Source organism: Xylophilus sp. GOD-11R (assembly GCF_033546935.1).
Taxonomy (GTDB): domain Bacteria; phylum Pseudomonadota; class Gammaproteobacteria; order Burkholderiales; family Burkholderiaceae_C; genus Xylophilus.
On sequence record NZ_CP137854.1, the window covers coordinates 3,330,242 to 3,353,870 of the forward strand.

Below are 23,629 nucleotides of genomic sequence, written 5' to 3' on the forward strand. Positions count from 1 at the left end.
ACTCCAAGACGACAGCGCGGAACGCCGCACGCGCCGACCGGACCATCCGATGCCCGCCAACGCCACGCACGCCGCCCGCCCGCCGGAGCCTGCACCCGACTACACCGCCGAGATCCGTTTCGGCATCGTGATGTACGGCGGCGTGTCGCTGGCCATCTACATCAACGGTGTCTCCAACGAGATCTTCGAGATGGCCTGCGCCACGCCGCGCGACGGCGTCGTCGACGAGGGCATGGATCGCGACTCCACCCGCGATGTCTACCGTCGGCTCTCCTGGCTCACCGGCAACCCGGACCTGCGGCGGCGCTATGCCGAGGCCATCCGCCAGGCGGCCACGTCCTGCCGGGGCGACCCCTACGACGCCTGGAGCCGCATGGACACCGACGGCCTGGCCCGCACCCGGCTGGTGGTCGATGTGGTGGCCGGCACCTCGGCCGGCGGCATCAACGGCATCTTCCTGGCCAAGGCACTGGCCAACGGGCAGCGCTTCGATGCGCTCCAGGACCTCTGGATCCAGGAAGGCGACATCGCGCTGCTGCTCAACGACGAGAAGTCCTACGACGCCAAGGCGCCCGGCTTCGACGCGGCGCGCGCGCAGAAGCCCGCCTCGCTGCTCAACAGCGACCGCATGTACGCCAAGCTGCTCGGCGCGCTGCAGTCGATGCCGCCGCTGGCCGGGTTCAGCGGCAAGCCGACCGGCGGCGGCACCTCGCCGCTGGTCGACGAGATCGACCTGTTCGTCACCACCACCGACATCCAGGGCTCGGCCGTGGCGCTGCGGCTGTTCGACAAGGTGGTGTACGAGCGCCGCTACAAGCAGAGCTTTCATTTCCGCTACCCGGACGGCCGATCGCAACGCGTGGGCACCGACTTCTGCCAGGAAAACGACCCCTTTCTGGCCTTCGCGGCGCGCTGCACCTCGTCGTTTCCCTTCGCCTTCGAGCCGATGACGTTGAACGCGCTGGCGCGCATGACGGTGGTCAAGAATCAGGCCGCGCTGTTTGGCTGGAACGCCTTCTTTCCCAACCTGTCGCGCGCCGAGGTCGCCGGCGGCGCCCACATCCACCGCTCCTTCGGCGACGGTGGCTATCTCGACAACAAGCCCTTCAGCTACGTGGTCGAGACGCTGTCCAGACGCTTCGCCGCCGTGCCGCTGGAGCGCAAGCTGGTCTTCGTGGAGCCTTCGCCCGAGCATTTCGACACCCACCGGCTGCCCGACGAAAAGCAGACGCCCGACGCCCTGGAGAATTCGCTGGCCGCGGTGCTGAGCATTCCCCGCTACGAGTCGATCCGCGAAGACCTGCAGGCGGTGCTGGCGCGCAACCGCCGCATCGAACGGGTGGAGCGGGTGGTGCGGCTCGGCGAGCTGGCGGTCAACCCGAACGACCCGTTCTCGATCCGGCTCAACGCAGAGAAGAAGGTACCCGAGTGGTCGGGGCTGACGCTCTCGCAGATGGTCGACTACTACGGCAGCGCCTTCATTCCCTACCAGCGGCTGCGCATCTCATCGGCCACCGACCGCCTGGCCGACCGGCTGGGCCGGCGGCGCGGCATCGACGCCGACTCCGACGAGCAATACGCCCTGCGCGCGCTGGTGCGGGTGTGGCGCGAGAGCGTCTTCGACGACGAGGGCAGCCCCGGCCACGAAACCGTCAACGCCTTTCTCGACCAGTTCGACACCGACTACCGCCTGCGCCGCCTGGCCTTTCTGCTGCGCAAGGTCGACCAGCTGATGCGGCTGTTTCAGCGCCAGGCCAACGAGCGGCTGGCCACGCGCGCCGGCCAGGACGCTGAGCCCTGGCTGCCCGACTCCGAAGAACAGGCCCAGTTGCGCGACGCCCTGCCGCCGCCGTTCACCGGTCTGCCCAGGGACCTGTCGCCCGCGCTTTACGACGAAGCCCGCACCGTGTTGCGCGGCCTGAAGGCCGGTCTGCTGCACGCCCGGGGCCGGCTGCTGGCCGCCAGCACCGACACCCCGCGCGGCGGGTCGGACGCGCCGGGCGCCCCGCCCGACCCGTTCGACGCCGACCTGCGCGCCGTGCTGCTGGTGGTGCTCGGCCAGGAGGGCGACGCCCAGGGCGGCATCGAGATCGCCGCGCCCGGCGGCGACCGGGTCCGCGTGAAGCTGCCCGAGCGCGCCACGCGCGCCGCGTCGGCTTCGCGCACGTTGCAGGAAAACGTGCTGATCCGCGCCCAGGCCCTGTTCAAGGAAGCCGGCGACTTCGCGACGACGCCGCTGCATGCCTCGCTCATCGACGACATCGAGAGCATGCGGGTGAAGAACATGCCCGGCTCGACGCGGCCGGAGACCGAACTGCAGGTCGCCTCCAGCCTCGGCTGGCGGGTGCTGGGCGGGCCGCGGCTCGTGTTCGACGACACGCAGGACCGCGTCGTGATCCGCCTCACCCAGCATTCGCTCGCCGGCTTCGGCGTCCTGCTCGACCGCTTCCAGCAAGCGTTCGACTCGGCCGCCGGCAAGGCGCTGCGCCTGTTCCTGGCCGGTTACTACCTGCGCTTCGACACCTACGACCAGATCGGCTACCCGCTCTACTACGACACCGGCACCGGCGAGCCCTCCACGGTGGAAGTGGTGCGCATCAGCCCGGAAGACGCCACCGCGCTGATCGACGAACGCGCGCCCGGCGAACAGCGCCGCAAGCTTGCCGGCACCGCCCTGGCCAATTTCGGCGCCTTCCTCGACCGGCGCTGGCGCGCCAATGACGTGATGTGGGGCCGGCTCGACGGCGCCGAGAGGCTGATCCAGGCGCTGCTGCCCATGTCCGACCCCGATACCGCGGTGGTACGCAAGGAGCTGATCGAGCGAGCGCATCGCCGCATCCTGCGCGAATCGCTGGTGCCCGAAGGCCACTCGGTGCTGTCCGAACTGGTGCTGCGGGCGCTGGACGAGACCGCGGGCAAGGGCGATGTCGAGACGCGGCTCCAGCAGATCTTCAGCCAGCTCTGGAGCGGCAACGGCGAGGCACGCGACCGGCTCGGCAGCACGATGGTGTCGCTGCTGAGCGAGCCCGGCCTGCTGCGTTACGTGAAACAGTTCCGCCAGGTCGACCCCGACCCGGATCCGGAGGCCACGCTCGACAGCGCGGCGCGCGCGGTCACCATCGTCGGCCGGGTGCTCGAAGGCATCGCCGACCGGCGCGACGCCGGCAGGGTGGTGCCGCGCTGGATCGCCCGGCTTGGCCTGCTGCTGCAGGGCATCGTCGCGGTGTCGGTGCCCGGCACCCTGAAAGACCACCTCTGGCGCCACTGGGTGCAGCTGCTGTATGCCTTCGAGGTGCTGCTGCTCGCCGCATCGATCGTGCTGGGCAGCGCCGACATGCGCACCCTGGCCATCACCACTTTCGTCGCGACGGCCGGCGTGCACCTGCTGACCTGGATATTGAAGGACCTGATGCGCGAGAGCCGCCGCGCCCTGCGGGTGACGGTGGCGCTGGTGGTGATCGCGCTGCTGGCGCTGGCCGCCGTGGGTGCGCGTGCCCTGGCCTTGCGCCAGACGCTCACCGCCATCTCCACCTTCATCTTCCCGCCGGGATGACCGGCCCGGGTCGCTCCGAGCCGGTTCGACGGGCATGGATCAGTCGAACTTGACGCCCGAATCCTTCACCACCTTGGCCCAGCGCGCCTTCTCGTTCTTGATGAACTCGCCGAACTCGGCCGAGCTGCTCGGACGGTATTCGGCGCCGAGCTCGGTCAGGCGCTTCTGCATGTCGGGCGCGGCCATGATCTTCTGCACCGTGGCGTAGAGCGTGGCGACCACCGGCGCGGGCGTGCCGGCCGGTGCCACGATGCCCTGGAAGGAACCGGTCTCGAAGCCGGCCAGGCCGGCGGACTCGGCGACGGTCGGAATCTCCGGCGCGGCCGGGAAACGCTTGGCGCTGGAGATGGCCAGCGCCTTGAGCTTGCCGCCCTTGACCATGGGGTAGGTGGCGACCATGCCGTTGAACAGCAGGTCGGCTTGGCCGGCCACCACGTCGTTGATGGCCTGCGAGCCGCCCTTGTAGGGCACGTAGGTCCAGACGATGCCGGTGCGCATGGCGAAGTCGATGCCGGCGAGGTGGTTGGCACCACCCGTGCCGGAGATGGCGAAATTGATCGAATCGGGCTTGGCCTTGGCCAGGGCGATCAGCTCCTTCACGTCCTTCACCGGCAGTGCCGGGTTGGCGGCCAGGATGTGCGGCGAATAGGCCACCATGATCACCGGCGCGAAGTCCTTCACCGGGTCGAAGGCCAGGGTGGGAAAAACGCTCGGCGCGATGGCCAGCGAGCCGATGTCGTTGAGCAGCAGCGTGAGGCCGTCGGGCGCGGACTTGGCGACGAAGTCCGACCCCAGGTTGCCGGTGGCGCCGGGCTTGTTGTCCACCAGCACGGTCGCGCCCAACGCTTCGGAAATTTTGGGCGCCAGCATGCGGGCCAGGATGTCCGACGTGCCGCCGGCCGGATTGGGCACGATCAGCTTGATCGACTTGCCCTGGAAATGGGCCGCGCCGGGCTCCGCCGCGACGGCGCCGGACGAGGCTAGTCCCAACGCGAATGCCACCGAGAAACCGGCCGCGAGCGACCCCGCGACTTTCGAACCTGCAAACTTCATAACGTCCCCGATATTGGTATGACAACGTTGTCATGATCGAACGCGGGGGTCAAAGAATGACACGGGGAAATCCCGAGAAATCACCTGTAGACAGCGGGGCTTTTTTCATTCCCGGCCGATGCCTATCCACATTATGAAAAACGCGATGCTGCATTGCAGCAAAGTTTTTCGCGATGGAACAAAACATTTCCTATCGTGAAACGATCGTCGTAAAACATTGATTTCTAAGACAAAATTTTTTGTTTTAGGACGGGCCGCGTCATCCCTCCACCATCGCACGACTGCCTAGAGTTGATTCCACGGAAGGCAAAGGCCGCCGACGTTTTCAACCAACCGAAGGAGTTCACCGTGCCCCAATCCATCACCGAACAACTGAGCCGACAGCAGCAGATCGACGCCCTCGAAAAGGACTGGGCGTCCAACCCGCGCTGGAAGGGAATCAAGCGCGGTTACAGCGCCGCCGACGTGGTCCGCCTGCGCGGCTCCGTGCCCATCGAGCACACCCTGGCACGGCGCGGCGCGCTCAAGCTCTGGGATCTGCTGCACGAGGAGGACTTCATCAACTGCCTGGGCGCGCTCACCGGCGGGCAGGCCATGCAGCAGGTCAAGGCCGGCATCAAGGCCATCTACCTGTCGGGCTGGCAGGTGGCGGCCGACAACAACAACTACGCGGCCATGTATCCCGACCAGTCGCTCTACCCGGTCGACTCGGTGCCCAAGGTGGTCGAGCGCATCAACAACAGCTTCCAGCGCGCCGACGAGATCCAGTGGGCGCGCGGCACCAACCCCGACGACGCCGGCTACACCGACTACTTCGCGCCCATCGTGGCCGATGCCGAAGCCGGCTTCGGCGGCGTGCTCAACGCCTTCGAGCTGATGAAGGCCATGATCGGCGCGGGCGCCGCCGGCGTGCACTTCGAGGACCAGCTCGCCGCCGTCAAGAAGTGCGGCCACATGGGCGGCAAGGTGCTGGTGCCCACCGGCGAGGCGGTGCAAAAACTCATCGCCGCGCGCCTGGCCGCCGATGTGTGCGGTGTGCCCACGCTGGTCATCGCCCGCACCGATGCCGAGGCCGCCGACCTGCTGACCAGCGACCACGACGACAACGACAAGCAGTTCCTCAAGGGCTGGCGCACCGACGAGGGCTTCCACCGCGTGAAGAACGGCATCGACCAGGCGATCTCGCGCGCCATCGCCTACGCCCACTACGCCGACCTGGTGTGGTGCGAAACCGGCACGCCCGACCTGGCGTTCGCCCGCCAGTTCGCAGAAGCCGTGCACAAGGTGCATCCGGGCAAGATGCTGGCCTACAACTGCTCGCCCTCGTTCAACTGGAAGAAGAACCTCGACGACGCGACCATTGCGAAGTTCCAACGTGAGCTCGGTGCCATGGGCTACAAGTTCCAGTTCATCACGCTGGCCGGCATCCATTCGATGTGGTTCAACATGTTCGACCTGGCCCAGGACTACGCCAAGCGCGGCATGGCCGCCTATGTGGAGAAGGTGCAGGAGCCCGAGTTCGCCGCACGCGGGCGGGGCTACACCTTCGTGTCGCACCAGCAGGAAGTCGGCACCGGCTACTTCGACGACGTGACCACCGCCATCCAGGGCGGCAAGTCGAGCGTGACCGCGCTCACCGGCTCGACCGAGGAAGAGCAGTTCCACTGAGGCACCGGCCGACCCTGCCGGGTGAGTTCGGGCAGGGTCGCGTCGGCCGCGAAGCGGCATGCCCTGGGCGGCATGGCAAAGGCACGGGTTTTTTCCGATGGCTCGAACGTCGTACGAATTCATATCCTGTTCCAGCCACCCATCGGACCCGCATGCCACACCTCGTCACGCACTTGTTCCAGCCGATCGCCGAGCGCCCGTACCCCGTGGTCCAAGGCCGGCGCCAGGCTCCGAACCGTCGCAAGACCAGGCTGGCCGCATGCGCATCCTGATCACCGGCGGCGCCGGCTTCCTGGGCTCCGCGCTGGCGCGGCGCCTGCTGGCAGACGGCGTCGCGGGCACGCGGGTCGAGCAGATCGTGCTGTTCGACCGCGCGCCGCCTGCCACGCCATGCACCGACCCGCGCTGCCGCGCGCTGACGGCCGACATCGACGACGCGTCCGCCCTGGCCGAGGCGATCGGCACGGACATCACCCACATCGTTCACCTCGCCGCCGTGGTGAGCGGCCAGGCCGAAGCCGACTTCGACCTCGGCATGCGCGTGAACGTCGACGCCACCCGCCTCATCCTGGAGCGCGCCCGCGCGCTCGGCACCGCGCCTCGCGTGGTGTTCACCAGTTCGGTCGCCGCCTTCGGTGGAAACCTGCCGGCCCGCCTGCCCGACGACGCCCGCACCCTGCCCCAAAGCTCCTACGGCGTGCAGAAGGTCATCGGCGAGCTGCTCGTCGGCGACTATTCCCGCAAGGGCTTCATCGACGGCGTGACGCTGCGCGTGCCGACCATCTCGGTGCGCCCCGGCGCGCCGAACCGGGCCGCTTCCGGCTTTGCCAGCGGCATCGTGCGCGAGCCGGTGGCCGGCCAGCCGGCGGTCTGCCCGGTGTCGACAGACACACGCATGTGGCTGCAGTCGCCCCGCCGCGCCGTCGACAACCTGGTGCACGCCATCGGCCTCGACAGCGCCGCGCTCGGCACCGACCGCACGGTCAGCCTGCCGGGGCTGTCGGTCACGGTGGGCGAGATGATCGACGCGCTGCGCGAGGTCGCAGGCGCCGAGGTGGCCGGGCTGATTCGCCACGAGCGCGATCCGGCGGTCGAGGCCATCGTCGCGTCCTGGCCCGGCGACTTCACCGCCGAGCGCGCCCGGGCGCTCGGCTTCGTGGCGGACCGGGATTTCGCCTCCATCGTGCGCGACCACATCGCCGACACCGCCGCCCTCGCCCGCGCGGCGATCTGAGTGCGTGCCATTCGCACGTCGCCGCTCTGTCCTACATGCAACGCAAGGAATGACCGCCAATGCGGCCTCGCCCGGGCGGCCAGGGTTTCTCCGACATCAACCCCGTTGGAGAAAAACCTTGGCAGACCGACTTTCCATGCAGGACCCCCGTACCCAATATCCGCAACCGCCCTTCCCGCTGCAACCGCAGCCCGTGCCGGGTCAAGCCAGCCAGATGGACCCCGTACCCGATCACGGTGAAACCAGCTACCAGGGCAGCGGCAGGCTGCGGGGCCGCAAGGCCCTCATCACCGGGGGCGACAGCGGCATCGGCCGCGCGGCCGCCATCGCCTATGCGCGTGAGGGCGCAGACGTCGCGATCTCCTACCTGCCGTCCGAGCAGGCCGACGCTCGAGCCGTGCTCGACCTCATCCGCGCCGAAGGCGTCACCGCGGTCGACCTGCCCGGCGACGTCACCGACGAAGCCTGGTGCCGCGAGATGGTGGCCACGGCCGTCGACAAGATGGGCGGCCTGGACATCCTGGTCATCAACGCCGGCCGCCAGCAGTTCCGCGAAGACATCTCGCAGGTCACCTCGGAAGACTTCGACAAGACCCTCAAGACCAATCTCTATGCCATGCACTGGATCGCCCAGGCCGCCGTTCCCCACCTGCCCGCTGGCGCGGCCGTGATCACCACCGCCTCCATCCAGGCCTACGAACCTTCGGCGATCCTGCTCGACTACGCCACCACCAAGGCGGGCATCGTCGCCTACACCAAAGCGCTGGCCAAGCAACTGCTGAAAAAGGGCATCCGCGCCAACGTCGTGGCCCCCGGCCCGTTCTGGACGCCGCTGCAGTCTTCCGGCGGCCAGCCGCCTGAGAAGGTCGCGAAGTTCGGCACCGAAAGCGCCTACGGCCGGCCGGGCCAGCCGGTGGAGATCGCGCCTGTCTACGTGCTGCTGGCCAGCCAGGAGGCGAGCTTCATCAGCGGCGAGGTCTACGGCGTGACCGGCGGGGCCGGAGTCGCCTGACACCCGGCGAATGACGATGCCCGCGCCGGCTTCGGCCCGCCGCGGGCATTCCTACATTTCTGAACATATTTGTCCAAATCACCTCAACAGGTGATGCGGTCTCGATACAGGAGGATCAAGCTGCGCCCTCTGAAACGCCCTTCGAAAACGGAGCAATACAGTGCGCCAACCTTCTGTGTCGAATCGCAACCTGCTCGCGACTCTGGTCGCCTGCAGTGCCCTCCTCGCCGCCTGCGGTGACAGCAACGATCCGGTCGTGTCGACGGGAACGGCACCACCCGCGCCCGGTCCCGCCGCACCGCCCCCGCCGGGCACGCCCGCATCCACGACGCTGACCGGTGTCGCTGCCACCGGCGCGCCTTTCGGCGGCGCGACCATCGTCGTCACCCCGCAGTCGGGCGACCCGATCACCTGCGCGGCACCATCCGCCGCGGACGGCACCTTCCGCTGCGAACTGCCGGCCGGCACCGTCGCGCCCCTGGTGCTGACGGCCACGCTTGGCGACCAGGTGCACTACAGCGTCTCGCCCAGCGCCGCCAGCGGCACTGTCAACATCAGCCCGCTGACCGACGTGATCGTGTCGCAGCTCTCGCCCACCGGCGACCCCGCCGCGCTCGCCGCGGCAGTGCGCTCCGACGCCACCGTCGCCAGCGCCACCGCCGTGCAGACCCAGACCACCCGCCTGACCGACGCCTTGCAGTCGGCCTTCGCGGCGCTCGGTCAGGCCACCACCAATCCGCTCACCACCGTGTTCACGGCCGACGGCACCGGTCTCGACAAGCTGCTGGACACCCTGCTGGTCAACATCCGCCCCACCGGCACCAGCGCCAACGTGTCGATTGCCGTGCGCACCACCGACACCGTGCCGCCGGCGGTGACCTTCATCACCGGCACCGCGACCACCGCCACGCCGATTACCCCGCTGCCGGCGATCACGCCCACCGCGGTGGCCACGTTGCCGACGCCGGCGGTGGTCGCCGACTTCTTCAACCGCTTCACCGCCTGCTACGCGCTGCCCGCGTCGCAGCGGGTCAACGGCGGCAGCGACACGGGCGCGGTCACCGGCACCGCCGCCGACGTGATCGCACCGGCCTGCCGGACGCTGTTCGTCAACGACGACCCGGCGAGCTACTACAACAACGGCCTGAGCGTCGGCCGCAACGCCAACAACGTCGGCGCGTTCGCCGGCCTGTTCCGGGGCGCCGCCACCGGCGTTCGCTTCGACAAGGGCGTTGCCGAATTCCAGCGCTCCAACCCCGAGAAGGACGTGGTGGTCAGCTACCGCCAGACCGACAACGCCAGCAACGTCACTTACGACACCCTGGTGGTGCGCAACGTCGGCGGAAGCCTGAAACTGATCGGCAACGGCTCGCAGTTCGTGGCGCGCATCCGCCCCTACCAGGAGTACCGCGAGCTGATCAATACGCCGGCCTTCTCCTGGTACAACGTGGGCTACAACGTCGACATCGACAATGTGCTGGTCAACGGCGCGCCGATCTTCAACAAGGTGGTCGTCACCCCGCCGGCGGGGGTGGTCGACAACGCCGGCACCACCTTCACCTATGTGCCGTCGGCCGGGACCTCCTACCTGGTCGTTCAGGGCAGCGCCGGCCTCACCGCCATCCGGCTCAACGCCGAGTTCCAGGACACGGCCAACACCGCCCCGGTGTCGAGCAAGGAAGTCGGCCTCGGCATCGTGAACCCGGTCAAGACCAACGCGGAACTGGCGGCGAACCCCGAACAGGGCGTGTGGAGCTTCGAGTTCTTCTTCGCCGACGGCCGGCCCAATGTCATCCAGTCCACCCGCACGCTGGCGCGCCCGCTCAGCATCGCCGAGCTGCGCGTGATGCCGATGATGGACCTCACGCCCGGCCTGCGCGCCGAAGCCATCGAGACCACGGCCGCCGACGGCGCGGTGGTCTTCGGCCCGCCGACGAGCGCCGAGCCGAATCTGGTGCAGCTCACTTCGCCCGGCGACCAGGACGGCTGGTTCGTGCCGGCGGGCGCGCAACCGCCCACCAGCCTGAACGTGCTGGGCAACGCCCCCTTCGGCAGCAACACCGCCAATCCCAACGCCTGGGGCCTGGACTTCAGCGACAACATCGGCCTGGCCGGCAACCAGCGCAAGGTCGACGTGTACTGCGCCCGCCAGAGTCTGGCCGACCTGCATTGCGACGCGACCAATCCCAGCTCCTATGCGCAGGGCACGCGGGTCAGGCAACTGTCCTTCTCCTCGCAGAACCAGAAGCTGGTGCAGACCAGCCGGCGCTTCGCGTTTTACAAGCTGCAGTGAGACGGCACGCATCACCGTGAACCAAGGCCCGTCGTCGACGGGCCTTTTTTTGTTCAGCCGTCCTGCCGGAACGCCAGTTCCAGGTACCCGGTCGCCACATCCGTCTCCCGCGACAGCCGCCATCCGCCCGCCTCCACCACCAGCACCTCGGCCGTGGTCCGCACGACGTTGCCCGCCACGACGTGCCCGCCGCGCACTTCGCCGGACGCCGACGCCACGCTCACGTGCAGATGCGGCCCCTGCGGCGTGACCGTGCCGGACAGCGACACGATCTCGTGGTCGCCCGCATACCGCGTGGCGTCGTCCGCACCGGCCAGCCGCAGCAGCACGTCGCCCAGGCTGCCGATGCCGCAGACCACGAAGGCGCCGTCGGGAAACGCTTCGATCGCCCGCGCCTGCAGGGCGGCACGCAGGTCGTCACCGGGAAGCAGGCGGATCGGCAGGGATCGCATGGCGAGCGAGGTTAAGGCGGTCCGGGCCGTCGTTCAATAACCCAGCGCCCGGTCGACCACCCGCAGCAACGGCTCGCCCGCCAGCAGGCGCCGCGCGTTGTCGGCCACCTGGTCGGCCACCGCCGGCATCGGCAGCACCGCGGCCATGTGCGGCGTCACCACCACTTTGGGATGCGACCAGAGCGCGCTGGTCGCAGCCAGGGGCTCTTTCTCGAACACGTCGAGCAGCGCGCCACCAAGCTGGCCGGCGTCGAGCGCGGCCAGCAGGTCGGCTTCGACCAGGTGGCCGCCGCGCCCGCAATGGATCAGCTTGGCGCCCGGGCTCATGCGGTCGAACAACGGCCGCGACAGGATGCCCTGGGTGGCGGGCGTGAGCGGCAGCATGCAGACCAGGATGTCGAGCCCGTCGAGAAAGTCGCCGAGCCCGGCTTCTCCCTGGAAAACCTCCACGCCGTCGATCGAGCGAGCGCTCCGCGCCCAGCCACGCACCCGGTAACGGCTGCGCGCCAGCTCGCCGGCGATGGCGCCGCCGATTTCGCCCAGGCCCATCATTCCGACCGTGACATCAGCCGCATCGCGGTTGGGCGGCCGCTTCCACTCGGCCTGCGGCTGCTGGCGCAGCACCGCGTCGAAACCTCGATGAAAGAAGAGCGTGCCCCAGCAGACGTATTCGGTCATGCGGTGCACCAGCTGGTCGTCGACCACCCGGCACACCGGCAACGCCGGCAGGTGCGGATCGCGCAGCAAGTTGTCGACACCCGCGCCAATGGAATGCAGCGCTCGTACCGCCGGCAATTGCGCCCAGGCGTCGGCCGGCTGGTCCCAGCAGACCGCCAGCGAAGCTTGTGCGGCCGCAGGATCTTCCAGCCGCACGACCGACCAGTCGGGCAGACGCTGGCTCAGCAGTTCCTGCAGCGCAAGCTTGTAGAGATAAGGGCCGGCAAGGGCAATCACCTTGGCAGGCGGCAGGCCGGAGTCAGCAGAAAACATCGGTTCGACAGGTTCGTTCATTGGTTTCGTCACGCTTCCCACGCACGGAACTGGGGCTTTATCCCATGGCCGCGCACGGTTGCCGGCGACTATAAATGCATAAATGGATCCAAAATGAGGCGTTTTCAGCCGGACGCTTTGGCACGCTAGTTGCTGGATGAATGGATCCAAACTGTCACCCCTGAGGATTTGAAGATGCGTCGTACCTTCCTGAAGCAGATGGCCACCCTGGGCGCCGGCCTGAGTCCCCTGGCGTCGATCGAATGGGCCCATGCACAGGGCAGCTCGGCCTATCCGACCAAGCCGATCCGCCTGATCGTGCCCTTCCCGCCCGGTGGCGGCACCGACGCCATCGCCCGTGCGGTCGGCGAGAAAATGGGCGCCGAACTCGGCCAGAGCTTCGTCATCGACAACAAGCCCGGTGCCGGCGGCATGATCGGCGCCGATGCCGGTGCGCGCGCCCCGGCCGACGGCTACAACCTGCTGATCGGCACCAACAGCACGCTGGTCACCAACAAATACCTCTACGCCAAGATGCCCTACGACCCGGCCGGCTTCGAGCTGATCGGCCTGATCGGCATCACGCCCCTGCTGGTGCTGGCCAATCCGTCCGTGCCGGCCAAGACCGTGCCGGAGCTGGTGGCCTACGCCAAGGCCAATCCGGGCAAGCTGACCTATGCCTCCTTCGGCAACGGCACCACCTCGCACCTGGCGGGCGAGCTCTTCAAGCAGATGGCCGGCGTCGACATGCTGCACGTGCCTTTCAAGGGCGCGCAGGAAGCCCTGCCGGCGATCATCGGCGGCCAGGTCTCGCTGTATTTCGACACCATCGTCAGCGGCTTGCCGCACGTGAAGAGCGGCAAGCTCAACGCCCTGGCCGTCACCTCGGCGCACCGCTCGGCCATCCTGCCGGCCGTGCCCACCGTGGCCGAGCAAGGCTATCCCGGCTACGAGATCTATCCCTGGTACGGCATGGTCGCGCCGAAGGGCACGCCCAAGGAGGCGCTCGACAAGCTGCGCACCGTGCTCGGCCGCACGGTGCGCGATCCGCAGCTGGTGGAAAAGCTCGTGGCGACCGGCGCCGAGGTCACACCGATGTCGGCGGCCGAGTTCGCCGAGATGGTGCGGCTCGACCATGCCAAGACCGAGAAGCTGGTCAAGACGGCGGCGATCAGCCTGCAGTGAGCCGGCGGCCGGCCTGCGAAGGCCGGTGCCGGCGGCCCTCAGCCGCCGGCCGCCTGGCGGTTCATCGCCTCGACGATGGTCGCGGTGGTGCCGGCGACATGGCGACGCATGATGGCTTCGGCCGTCCTGGCGTCGTTGGCGCGCAGCGCGGCGACGATGTCGGCGTGCGAGGTACGCGCACGCGCCGGCTGCTGGGCGTTTTCCAGCCACACTCGCATCAGCGGCTCCACCACCGAATGCAGCGACGAGATCTGCGTGGCCAGCCGCGGCGAATCACCGATGCGGCAGAGCGACTCGTGGAACTGCCGGTGCAGCGTCACCCATTCGCCCATGTTGCCCTCGCTCTCGGTCATGCGCTCCAGCAGCCGTTCGAGGCCGCGCACGTCGGCCTCGGTGGCCACGCGGGCGGCACGGGCCGCCGCCAATCCTTCCAGGGCGGCACGCATCTCGAAGACCTCGTCGACCTCCTTCGCACTCAGCCCGCGCACCACCGCGCCCCGGTTGGGCCGCACGGTGATCAGCCCTTCGGCCGCCAGCCGCCGCAAGGCTTCGCGCACCGGCATGCGGCTCATGCCGATGGATTGGGCGATGTCCTCGGTCAGCAGCCGTTCACCCGGCCGCAGGCTGCCCATGCGGATGCCGTGCAACAAGTGCTGGTAGGCCTCTTCCTCGGCGGAGACGGCCGGCGTGGCCATGTGCGGGAAAGCGAGGCTGGAGTTCATGCGGAGTCGCGGGTGCTGATGGTGGGTAAGGCTCGTGGCCGGCGGGCCGGACCGGCCACGCGGTGTAGTCGGCCGGCCAGTCGCCGTGCAGACGACCGGCGCGAATGTTGCGGGCCGCCTGCATACTTGTCAACTTGGATCCACGTATTCAATAATTCAAAACGGGCGGTATCGTCGTGAGCCGCCCGATCTCTGGCACCACGCCGTCTGGTCCTCCATGAATTCCTTCAACGAAGCATTTCCCTACAGCCACCCCCGCATGCCGGTGATGGCCCGCAACACCGTGTCTGCCAGCCAGCCCCTGGCCGCGCAGGCCGGCCTGCGCATGCTGCTGGCCGGCGGCAACGCGGTGGACGCCGCCCTGGCCTCCGCCATCACCCTGACCGTGGTCGAGCCGACCATGAACGGCATCGGCGGCGATCTGTTCGCGCTGGTCTGGCACGAGGGCGAACTGCTCGGTCTCAACTCCACCGGCCATGCGCCGGCCGCCTGGACAGCCGAGCATTTCGCCGGCCGCAGCGACATGCCCAAGGTTGGCTGGGACACCGTCACCGTGCCCGGCCAGGTCGCCGGCTGGCGTGCCCTGTCCGAGCGACTCGGCCGCCTGCCGTTCGCCCGGCTCTTCGAGCCGGCCATCGACTACGCCGAGCGCGGCTTCCAGGTCACGCCGCAGATTTCGCGCCAGTGGGCCCAGCAGTTGCCGGTGCTCAAAGATCAGCCCGGTTACGCCGCCGCCTTCGCGCCCGAGGGCCGCGCACCGCGCATGGGCGAGACCTGGCGCTTCGCCGACCAGGCCCGTTCGCTGCGCCTGATCGCCGAAAGCAAAGGCGACGCCTTCTACACCGGCGCGCTCGCCCAAGCCATCGTCGCCCATGCCCGCCAGACCGGCGGCGCGCTCACCCTGGACGACCTCGCGGCCCACCGCCCCGAGTGGGTCGAACCCATCAGCCGTCGCTACCGCGACCACGTGCTGCACGAAATTCCGCCCAGCGGCCAGGGCATCGCCGCGCTCATCGCCCTGGGCCTGCTGGAACACCACGACATCGGCGCGCTCGACAGCGCCCAGGCCTACCACCTGCAGATCGAGGCGATGAAGCTGGCCTTCGCCGACCTGAACGCCCACGTCGGCGACCCGCGCCACATGGCCTCGCCCGCCGAAGCCCTGCTGGACGACGCCTATCTGGCCGAGCGCTCGCGGCTCATCGTGCCCGGCCGCGCCAGCGCCCCGGTGGCCGGCACGCCGCGCACCGGCGGCACGGTCTACCTGGCGGCGGCCGACGCGTCGGGAACGATGGTGTCCTTCATCCAGTCCAACTACCGCGGCTTCGGCTCCGGCGTGGTGGTGCCGGGCACCGGCATCTCGCTGCACAACCGGGGCGAAGGCTTCAACCTGAAGCCTGGCCACGCCAACTGCGTGGCGCCGGGCAAGAAGCCGCTGCACAGCATCATTCCGGGCTTCATCACCCGCGACGCCCAGCCGGTCATGGCCTTCGGCGTGATGGGCGGCTCGATGCAGGCCCAGGGCCATGTGCAGATGACCTCGCGCCTGGCCGACTTCGGCCAGAACCCGCAGGCCATGTGCGATGCACCGCGCTGGCGGGTGGAGGGCACGCAGGTGTCGCTGGAAAGCCATGCCGACCCTGCACTCGCCGAGGCGCTGCGCGCCATGGGCCACGCCGTGGAGGTCGCCGGCCGCGACAGCCTGGACTTCGGTTCGGCGCAGCTCATCCAGACCACGCCCCAAGGCTATGTCGCGGCCTCCGACCCGCGCCGGGACGGCCAGGCCGTCGGCTTCTGAACGACACCGGACACCGCATGACCAATCCCTACGTTTTTCCCGACGTGAAAGCCCGCGCCAGCGCCGAAGAATGGCGCCAGCGCGTCGACCTCGCCGCCTGCTACCGGCTCATGGCGCATTTCCGCTGGACCGACCTGATCCACACCCACGTCTCGGCCAAGGTGCCGGGCCGCGACGACGAGTTCTTCATCAATCCTTACGGCCTGATGTTCGACGAGATCACCGCCTCCAGCCTGGTGCGCATCGATGGCGACGGCCGCGTGCTCGAAGACCCGACCGGCATCGGCGTGAACCCGGCGGGCTTCGTCATCCACAGCTGCATCCACCGCGCCAACCATGCGCTGGCCTGCGTCATGCACACCCACACCGCCGCCGGCATCGGCGTGTCGGCCCAGAAACGCGGACTGCTCAAGCTCTCGCAGCACTCCATGCGCTTCTTCGGCGCCCTGGCCTATCACGACTACGAAGGCGTGGCGCTGGAACTCGACGAACAGCCACGCCTGGTGCGCGACCTGGGACCGCACCGCGCCATGATCCTGCGCAACCACGGCCTGCTGACCGCCGGCGAAACCGTGCGCGAAGCCTTCGACCTGATGCACTACCTCGAGCGCGCCTGCCAGGCCCAGGTGGCCGCACAGGCCGGCGGCGCCGAGCTGATCGAGTGCGACGACAGCCTGGCGGCCAAGGTGGCCGAGCAGTTCCGCGGACCGGACCCTGGCGCCGAACACGACTGGCCAGCCCTGTTGCGCATGCTCGACCGCATCGATCCGTCGTTCCGCCACTGAACGAGCGCCCCCGCGACCGGGCGCCGGATCTCCGCAACATGTAAGCCAAGGTTGCGGGTGCGGGAATCTGCAAGGGTTTATCATTATTGCGCGCAAAAAATGCCTGTGCGCGCGGGCTCTTACGGTCGCCCCGTTCTCAGGACCTCCTGTTCGAGTCGGTCGCCCGTTCCCCCGGCACAGCGATAACGACCAGCGCAAACCTCCACGAACCACGAGCGGACGGCCCATGAGCACGGGCCGGTCGTGCCGGCGCATCCCGCCTGAATTTCGAGTCGATGTCTGTATGAACCCAATGTTGAAGAGAAGAAAGCTCCCGGCTCTGCTGGTGCTGGCCGCCGCCCTGGCGACCGTGCCCCTGACCGCCATACATGCGCAGGAAACCAAAAAGGTCGACGTGCTGCTGATCGGCGGCGGCATCATGAGCTCCACCCTGGGCATCTGGCTCAACGAACTCGAACCCGGCTGGACCATGGAAATGGTCGAGCGCCTCGACAAGGTCGCCGAGGAAAGCTCCAACGGCTGGAACAACGCCGGCACCGGCCACTCGGCGCTCGCCGAACTCAACTACACCCCCGAAGACGAGAAGACCGGCAAGGTCGACATCTCCAAGGCCATCGAGATCAACGAGGCTTTCCAGATCTCGCGCCAGTTCTGGTCGTGGCAGGTGAAAAACGGCGTGCTGAAGAACCCGCGTTCCTTCATCAACTCCACGCCGCACATGAGCTTTCTCTGGGGTGACGAGAACATCGCCTTCCTCAAGAAGCGCTACGACGCGCTGCAGCAGAGCCCGCTGTTCCAGGGCATGCAGTATTCGGAAGACCCGGCGCAGATCGCCAAGTGGGTGCCGCTGATGATGGAAGGCCGTGATCCCAAGCAGAAGATCGCCGCCACCTGGAGCCCCATCGGCACCGACGTGAACTTCGGCGAGATCACCCGCCAGTTCGTCGGCAACCTGCAGACCAAGTCCAACTTCTCGCTCAAGCTCTCCAGCGAAGTGCAGGACATCAAGCGCAACGCCGACGGCAGCTGGCGCGTTTCGTACAAGAACCTCAAGAGCGGCGCCAAGACCGAGACCGACGCCAAGTTCGTCTTCATCGGCGCCGGCGGCGGTGCGCTGCACCTGCTGCAGAAGTCCGGCATTCCGGAAGCCAAGGAATACGCGGCCTTCCCGGTCGGCGGCTCCTTCCTGGTCACCGAGAACCCCACCGTCGCGCAGATGCACCTGGCCAAGGCCTACGGCAAGGCCTCGGTCGGCGCGCCGCCGATGTCGGTGCCCCACCTCGACACCCGCGTGCTCGACGGCAAGCGCGTGATCCTGTTCGGGCCCTTTGCCACCTTCTCGACCAAGTTCCTCAAGGAAGGCTCCTACCTCGACCTGCTGACCAGCACCAACGTCCACAACGTGTGGCCGATGACGCGCGTGGGCGTGGAGCAGTACCCGTTGATCGAATACCTCGCCGGCCAGCTGATGCTCTCGGACGACGATCGTTTCAAGGCGCTGCAGGAGTACTTCCCCAACGCCAAGAAGGAAGACTGGCGCCTGTGGCAGGCCGGCCAGCGCGTGCAGATCATCAAGCGCGACGAGAAGAAGGGCGGCGTGCTCAAGCTCGGCACCGAGATCGTCGCGTCCCAGGACCGCAGCATCGCCGGCCTGCTGGGTGCGTCGCCCGGCGCCTCCACCGCCGCGCCGATCATGCTGGGCGTGCTGGAGAAGGTCTTCAAGGACAAGGTCGCCACGCCCGAGTGGCAGGCCAAGATCCGCCAGATCGTGCCGAGCTACGGCACCAAGCTCAACGCCAGCGCCGCGCGCACCTACGAAGAGTGGTCGTACACCGCCCAGACGCTGCAGCTGACCCCGCCACCGGTGATCGACACCGCCGCGCCTTCGCCCGGCGCCGCCGCCGCGCGTGGCGAACAGCCCGCCGCGACCCGCACGCCCAAGGCCGCCAACGACATGGCGCTCTGACCCGGCCGGCGCGCCCGGTCTTCTTCAGCCGACGCCACCGGCGTCCGGCAACACCGACAGCAGCAATTTCATGGCGGTGGAGGGATTCTCGGAGCGCCAGCCTACCGCGATCTCCAGCTCCAGGTGGGCGCTGGAATCGGCGATGGTCTTGTAGACCACCCCCGGATGCGGAAGGCTGCCGGCCTGCGCCGGCAGCAGCACCACCCCCACCCCCGACGCCACCAGGCAGGCCATGCTCGGCATCTGCCAGGCCTCCAGCACCGTGCGCGGACTGAACCCTGCCTCGTTGCAGGCCATCAGAAACTTGCCGTACAGGCTGGGAATGCGGTCGGCGGGAAACGTCATGAACGACTCGTCCGCCAGGTCGGCCAACCGCACCGATCGCGCCTTGGCCAGCCGGTGACCGCGCGGCAGCACCGCCACGAAGCGCTCCCGGTGAATCACCCGCATCTGCAGCCCGCCGGCATCGCTCACCGGCAGCCGCAGGATGCCCACGTCGACCTTGCCGGCCACCAGGCTCGCCACCTGCTCCTTCGATATCTGCTCGCGCAGGTCGACGTCGATCGCCGGATAGCGCGCGCGGAAGTCCTGCAGGATGCGCGGCAGCAGCTCATAGCTCACCGAGCCCACGAAGCCGATGCACACCCGCCCGGCGATGCCCTGCGCCGCCCGCCGCGTGGCCTCCAGCGCGCGCTCCTCCTGCGCCAGCAGATTGCGCGCCTCGGCGAGAAACACCGCGCCGGCGTTGGTCAGCCGCACCGAATGGCGTGAGCGCTCGAGCAGCTGCACACCGACGATTTCTTCAAGCCGCTTGATGCCCTGGCTCAGCGGCGGCTGGGCCATGTGCAGGCGGGCGGCGGCGCGGCCGTAATGGAGTTCCTCGGCGACGGCGACGAACTGGCGGAGCAGGCGGCTGGAGATCATGGTGAAACGCATTCTGTCTCACCAAAGACTCAAATCGTATTGGACGCGTCTCTCCGGCCTGCGCACACTGTCGGTGCAAAGCAAGGAGACAAAGAATGACCAGCCCCACCACGCCCCTCGGCGAGGCACGCTATTTCGTGCGCGAAGCCGATATCGCCGGCTACCACCCCGCCAACCACGTCGGCACGCTCAACAAGCGGCTGATCGGCCCCGAGACCGTGGGCGCGCGCCAGCTCGAAGTGCTGGTCGGCCACATCCAGAAGGGCAAGGGCGCCCTGCCCCACGCGCACCCCGGCATCGAGCAGGTCTGCTACCTGCTCGAAGGTCGCGCCGTTGCCGAAGTCTGCGGCCAGCGCCAGGAAATGCATCCGGGCGACAGCTGCTTCTTTCCCGCGGGCGAGATGCACACCTTCACCGTCGTGAGCGACGAGCCGGTGCGGGTGCTGGTGATCTACAGCCCGCCGTACGAAGAGCGCGCCGACCGGGTCATACGCCCGGCGGACGCGGCCGCCGGCCACTGAGCCCGGCGCCCGGATCAGAACAAAGACAGGAGACAAAAGACATGCCCATCGAATCCAGCGCACCCATCACCCGCCGCCGCGTCGTCGCACTGGCCGCCGGCCTCGCCGCCGCAGCCGCCTCTCCATGGGCCCTGGCCCAGGGCCCGGCCGACGGCTATCCGAAGCAGCCGATCCGCATCGTCGTGCCCTTCGCCGCCGGCAGCGGCACCGACGCCGTCGCCCGGCTCATCGCCCAGGCGCTGGGCGAGGCGCTCAAGGGCACGACCCTGGTCGACAACCGCGCCGGCGCCAACGGCATCATCGCGGCCGAGGCCGTGGCCAAGGCGGCACCGGACGGCTACACGCTGTTCGTTACCACCAACACCACCCACTCGGCCAACCCGAGCCTGATGAAGAGCCTGCCCTACGACCCGGTGAAGGACTTCACGCCGGTCAGCCGCATGGGCAACCTGCCCTTCATGCTGGTGGTCAACCCATCGCTGCCGGTGAAGAACGTGGCCGAACTCATCGCCTGGGGCCGGGCCAACCCCGGCAAACTGACCTATGCCAGCGGCAACAGCACCGGCATCGTCTCCGGCGCCACCTTCGCCCGCATGGCCAGGATCGACATGCTGCACGTGCCCTACAAGAGCACGCCGCCGGCCATCGCCGATGTGATCGGCGGCCAGGTCAGCATGATGTTCGTCGACACCGCCGCCGGCCTGGCCACGGTCGAGGCCGGCAAGATGCGCGCGCTCGCGGTCACCACCAAGGAACGCACCAAGCTCTTTCCCGAACTGCCGCCGCTGGCCGACACGCCGGAGCTCAAGGGCTTCGACATCACCTCCTGGAACGGCGTCTACGCGCCCGCCGGCACGCCCAAGCCCATCGTCGCCAAGCTCAACCAGGCGCTGGCCGGCATCGCCAACAGCGCCTCCTTCCGCGAACGCTCGGCCAAGCTGGGCTTCGACGCCTTCGGCAGCACGCCGGAGGAATTCGCCGCCTTCACCGTGAGCGAGCTGGCCAAGTGGAAGCAACTGATCCAGGCCGCCGCGATCCAGCCCGAATGACCCGCCCCACCACCTCCGCCGGCGGCCCGCTCCAGGGCCTGCGCATCCTCGACCTCACCGCCGTGGTGATGGGCCCCTACGCCACCCAGACGCTGGGCGACCTGGGCGCCGACGTGATCAAGGTGGAGCCGCCGGCCGGCGACAACCTGCGCGCCGTCGGCCCCATGCGCAACCCCGGCATGGGCGCGCTGTCGCTGCACCTCAACCGCAACAAGCGCTCGGTGGTGCTCGACCTCAAGCGTCCCGAAGGCCGCGACGCCTGCCTGAAGCTGGCCGAGACCTGCGACGCGCTCATCTACAACACCCGGCCCAAGGCCATGGCCCGGCTCGGGCTCGACTACGCGGCCGTGTCCGCGCGCAACCCGCGCATCGTCTACCTCGGCTGCATCGGTTTCGGCGAGGACGGCCCCTACGCCGGCAAGCCGGCCTACGACGACCTGATCCAGGGCGCCGTCGCGCTGCCCACGCTCTATGCCGCGCAAAGCGGTGGCGACCCGCGCTACGCCCCGGTCACGCTGGCCGACCGCGCGGTCGGCCTGCAGTCGGCCATCGCCCTGCTGGCGGCCGTGCTGCACGCCCAGCGCACCGGCTGCGGCCAGGCGGTGGAAGTGCCGATGTTCGAGGCGCTGGCGCAGTTCGTCATGGGCGACCACCTCGGCGGCCAGAGCTTCGAGCCGCCCGCAGGCCCCATGGGCTACGCCCGCCTGCTGGCGCCGCACCGCAAGCCCTACCGCACGGCCGACGGGCACCTCAGCGTGCTCATCTACAACGACAAACACTGGCAGGCCTTCTTCGACGTGATCGGCCGGCCGGACCTGAAGACATCGCCCATGTTCAGCAACCACACCGCGCGCGCCGCGCACATCGGCGAGGTCTACGCCTTCGTCGCCGAAGTGATGGCGACGCGCAGCTCCGAGGACTGGTACGCCGCGCTGCAGGCCGCCGACGTGCCGGTCGGCCGGCTGCACACCGTCGAGTCGCTCAAGGACGATCCGCACCTGCGCGCCGTCGGCTTCTTCCCCGAGATGGAACACCCCTCCGAAGGCACGATCCGCACCACCGCGCCGGTCGGCCACTACGGCGCCACGCCGCCGGCCATCCGCCGCCACGCACCGCGCCTGGGCGAGCACAGCGCCGAGGTGCTGCGCGAGGCCGGCTATTCGCAGGACGAGGTACAGGCCCTGATCGACGGGCGGATCACCGCCCAGGCCAACGCACCGCTCACCAGCGAGGTGCCCGCCGCATGAACTTCGACCTCACCGAAGACCAGCGCTCGCTGCTGACGGCCATCGAACGTCTCTGCGACGACTTCCCGCTCGACTACTGGCGCGAGCACGACGAGAGCGCCGTATTCCCGCACGAATTCCACCGCGCCGTGGCCGACGCCGGTTGGCTCGGCATCGCCATGCCCGAAGCCCAGGGCGGCGCCGGCCTGGGCATCACCGAGGCGGCGCTGATGATGCGGGCCATCAGCGCCTCGGGCGCCGGCATGACCGGTGCGTCGGCGGTGCACATGAACATCTTCGGGCTCAACCCGGTGGTGGTCTTCGGCACGGAGGAACAGCGCCAGCGCTTCCTGCCGCCGCTGATCGCCGGAACCGAGAAAGCCTGCTTCGCGGTCACCGAACCCGACGCCGGCCTCGACACCACGCGCCTGAAGACGCAGGCCACGCGCCAGGCCGACGGCAGCTATGTGCTGTCAGGACGCAAGATCTGGATCTCCACCGCGCAGGTCGCCGACCGCATGCTGATCCTCACCCGCACCACGCCGCTGGCCGAGGTGAAAAAGCCCACGCAGGGCCTCACGCTGTTCTACACCGCGCTCGACCGCCGCTTCGTCGAGGTGCGCGAGATCCACAAGCTCGGCCGCGCCGCGGTCGACTCCAACATGCTGTTCATCGACGGCCTGGTGGTGCCCGAGGCCGACCGCATCGGCGAGGAAGGCCGGGGCTTCGAATACATCCTGCACGGGCTCAACCCCGAACGCATCCTGATCGCCGCCGAGGCCATCGGCATCGGCCGCGCCGCGCTGCGGCTGGCCGCCACCTATGCGCAGGAGCGTGTCGTCTTCGGCCGCCCCATCGGCCAGAACCAGGGCGTGGCGCATCCGCTGGCGCGTGCCTGGATGAACCTCGAGGCCGCCGACCTGATGGTGTCCAAGGCCGCCACGCTCTACGACGCCGGCCAGCCCTGCGGCGCCGAGGCCAACTCGGCCAAGTACCTGGCCGCCGAAGCCGCCCACGATGCCTGCCAGAACGCGGTGCTGACGCTCGGCGGCATGGGCTATGCGCGGGAATATCACGTGGAGCGCCTGCTGCGCGAGAGCTACATTCCGCGCATCGCGCCGGTCAGCCCGCAGATGATCCTGAACTTCATCGCCGAGAAGGCGCTCGGCCTGCCCAAGTCCTACTGAACCGAGGAGCC

18 protein-coding genes are annotated in these 23,629 nt (G+C 68.7%); 13 read left to right on the forward strand and 5 right to left on the reverse strand.

The genetic code is table 11. The features are described 5' to 3' along the window. Positions 1–49 precede the first annotated feature (49 nt). Complete coding sequence (locus R9X41_RS15450; RefSeq protein ID WP_318631329.1) at positions 50–3,553, forward strand: patatin-like protein; 3,504 nt, start codon at positions 50–52, stop codon at positions 3,551–3,553. A gap of 39 nt (positions 3,554–3,592) precedes the next feature. Here R9X41_RS15450 and R9X41_RS15455 read toward each other — a convergent pair whose 3' ends face one another. After that, positions 3,593–4,555 (reverse strand): Bug family tripartite tricarboxylate transporter substrate binding protein, encoded by a 963-nt coding sequence (locus R9X41_RS15455; RefSeq protein ID WP_318631330.1) that lies wholly within the window; start codon positions 4,553–4,555, stop codon positions 3,593–3,595. 399 nt (positions 4,556–4,954) lie between these two features. On the opposite strand from R9X41_RS15455, the gene aceA reads away from it, so the two are divergent. The 4 genes from aceA to R9X41_RS15475 all read left to right on the forward strand — a co-directional run bounded on the left by aceA (position 4,955) and on the right by R9X41_RS15475 (position 10,813). Beyond that, complete coding sequence (gene aceA, locus R9X41_RS15460) at positions 4,955–6,274, forward strand: isocitrate lyase (protein WP_318631331.1); 1,320 nt, start codon at positions 4,955–4,957, stop codon at positions 6,272–6,274. Between the two features lie 259 nt (positions 6,275–6,533). Continuing rightward, a complete protein-coding gene (denD, locus tag R9X41_RS15465; protein WP_318631332.1) occupies positions 6,534–7,508 on the forward strand; it encodes a D-erythronate dehydrogenase in 975 nt (324 codons plus the stop codon). Positions 7,509–7,557: 49 nt separating this feature from the next. After that, positions 7,558–8,520: an SDR family oxidoreductase gene (locus tag R9X41_RS15470; protein WP_412556615.1), complete on the forward strand. Its 963-nt coding sequence runs from the start codon at positions 7,558–7,560 to the stop codon at positions 8,518–8,520. A 160-nt stretch (positions 8,521–8,680) separates the two neighbouring features. Further along, positions 8,681–10,813 carry a hypothetical protein gene (locus R9X41_RS15475; protein WP_318631334.1) on the forward strand — a complete coding sequence of 711 codons (2,133 nt, stop codon included), beginning with the start codon at positions 8,681–8,683 and terminating at the stop codon, positions 10,811–10,813. Positions 10,814–10,866: 53 nt separating this feature from the next. Here the strand turns inward: R9X41_RS15475 and R9X41_RS15480 are convergent, their stop codons facing one another. Both R9X41_RS15480 and R9X41_RS15485 read right to left on the reverse strand, forming a co-directional pair. Continuing rightward, positions 10,867–11,265 carry a PPC domain-containing DNA-binding protein gene (locus tag R9X41_RS15480; protein ID WP_318631335.1) on the reverse strand — a complete coding sequence of 133 codons (399 nt, stop codon included), beginning with the start codon at positions 11,263–11,265 and terminating at the stop codon, positions 10,867–10,869. Between the two features lie 33 nt (positions 11,266–11,298). Further along, the gene (locus R9X41_RS15485) at positions 11,299–12,255 is read right to left on the reverse strand and encodes a 2-hydroxyacid dehydrogenase (RefSeq protein WP_318631336.1); all 957 of its coding nucleotides are present in this window, start codon (positions 12,253–12,255) and stop codon (positions 11,299–11,301) included. 195 nt (positions 12,256–12,450) lie between these two features. On the opposite strand from R9X41_RS15485, the gene R9X41_RS15490 reads away from it, so the two are divergent. Next, complete coding sequence (locus R9X41_RS15490; RefSeq protein ID WP_318631337.1) at positions 12,451–13,440, forward strand: Bug family tripartite tricarboxylate transporter substrate binding protein; 990 nt, start codon at positions 12,451–12,453, stop codon at positions 13,438–13,440. A gap of 38 nt (positions 13,441–13,478) precedes the next feature. Here R9X41_RS15490 and R9X41_RS15495 read toward each other — a convergent pair whose 3' ends face one another. Further along, positions 13,479–14,162 (reverse strand): GntR family transcriptional regulator, encoded by a 684-nt coding sequence (locus tag R9X41_RS15495; protein ID WP_318631338.1) that lies wholly within the window; start codon positions 14,160–14,162, stop codon positions 13,479–13,481. Between the two features lie 217 nt (positions 14,163–14,379). Here R9X41_RS15495 and R9X41_RS15500 point away from each other — a divergent pair, with 217 nt between their 5' ends. The 3 genes from R9X41_RS15500 (at position 14,380) to mqo (ending at position 18,711) form a co-directional block, all read left to right on the forward strand. Continuing rightward, positions 14,380–15,960, forward strand: a complete 1,581-nt coding sequence (locus R9X41_RS15500; protein WP_318631339.1) for a gamma-glutamyltransferase family protein — start codon at positions 14,380–14,382, stop codon at positions 15,958–15,960. Positions 15,961–15,977: 17 nt separating this feature from the next. Next, positions 15,978–16,745 carry a class II aldolase/adducin family protein gene (locus R9X41_RS15505; protein ID WP_318631340.1) on the forward strand — a complete coding sequence of 256 codons (768 nt, stop codon included), beginning with the start codon at positions 15,978–15,980 and terminating at the stop codon, positions 16,743–16,745. 292 nt (positions 16,746–17,037) lie between these two features. Further along, positions 17,038–18,711 carry a malate dehydrogenase (quinone) gene (gene mqo / locus R9X41_RS15510; protein ID WP_318635252.1) on the forward strand — a complete coding sequence of 558 codons (1,674 nt, stop codon included), beginning with the start codon at positions 17,038–17,040 and terminating at the stop codon, positions 18,709–18,711. Between the two features lie 24 nt (positions 18,712–18,735). Here the strand turns inward: mqo and R9X41_RS15515 are convergent, their stop codons facing one another. Then, positions 18,736–19,635: a LysR substrate-binding domain-containing protein gene (locus R9X41_RS15515; RefSeq protein ID WP_318631341.1), complete on the reverse strand. Its 900-nt coding sequence runs from the start codon at positions 19,633–19,635 to the stop codon at positions 18,736–18,738. A gap of 95 nt (positions 19,636–19,730) precedes the next feature. Between R9X41_RS15515 and R9X41_RS15520 the strand changes: the two genes are divergently transcribed. From R9X41_RS15520 to R9X41_RS15535, 4 genes are read left to right on the forward strand one after another with little or no spacing between them, the layout of a single operon-like run. Next, positions 19,731–20,156 carry a cupin domain-containing protein gene (locus R9X41_RS15520; RefSeq protein WP_318631342.1) on the forward strand — a complete coding sequence of 142 codons (426 nt, stop codon included), beginning with the start codon at positions 19,731–19,733 and terminating at the stop codon, positions 20,154–20,156. A gap of 41 nt (positions 20,157–20,197) precedes the next feature. Then, a complete protein-coding gene (locus R9X41_RS15525; RefSeq protein ID WP_318631343.1) occupies positions 20,198–21,205 on the forward strand; it encodes a Bug family tripartite tricarboxylate transporter substrate binding protein in 1,008 nt (335 codons plus the stop codon). Then, positions 21,202–22,452 carry a CaiB/BaiF CoA transferase family protein gene (locus tag R9X41_RS15530; RefSeq protein WP_318631344.1) on the forward strand — a complete coding sequence of 417 codons (1,251 nt, stop codon included), beginning with the start codon at positions 21,202–21,204 and terminating at the stop codon, positions 22,450–22,452. The genes R9X41_RS15525 and R9X41_RS15530 overlap by 4 nt, the downstream gene beginning before the upstream one ends. After that, positions 22,449–23,618, forward strand: a complete 1,170-nt coding sequence (locus R9X41_RS15535) for an acyl-CoA dehydrogenase family protein (RefSeq protein ID WP_318631345.1) — start codon at positions 22,449–22,451, stop codon at positions 23,616–23,618. Before R9X41_RS15530 ends, R9X41_RS15535 begins: the two co-directional genes overlap by 4 nt. Positions 23,619–23,629: the final 11 nt, after the last annotated feature.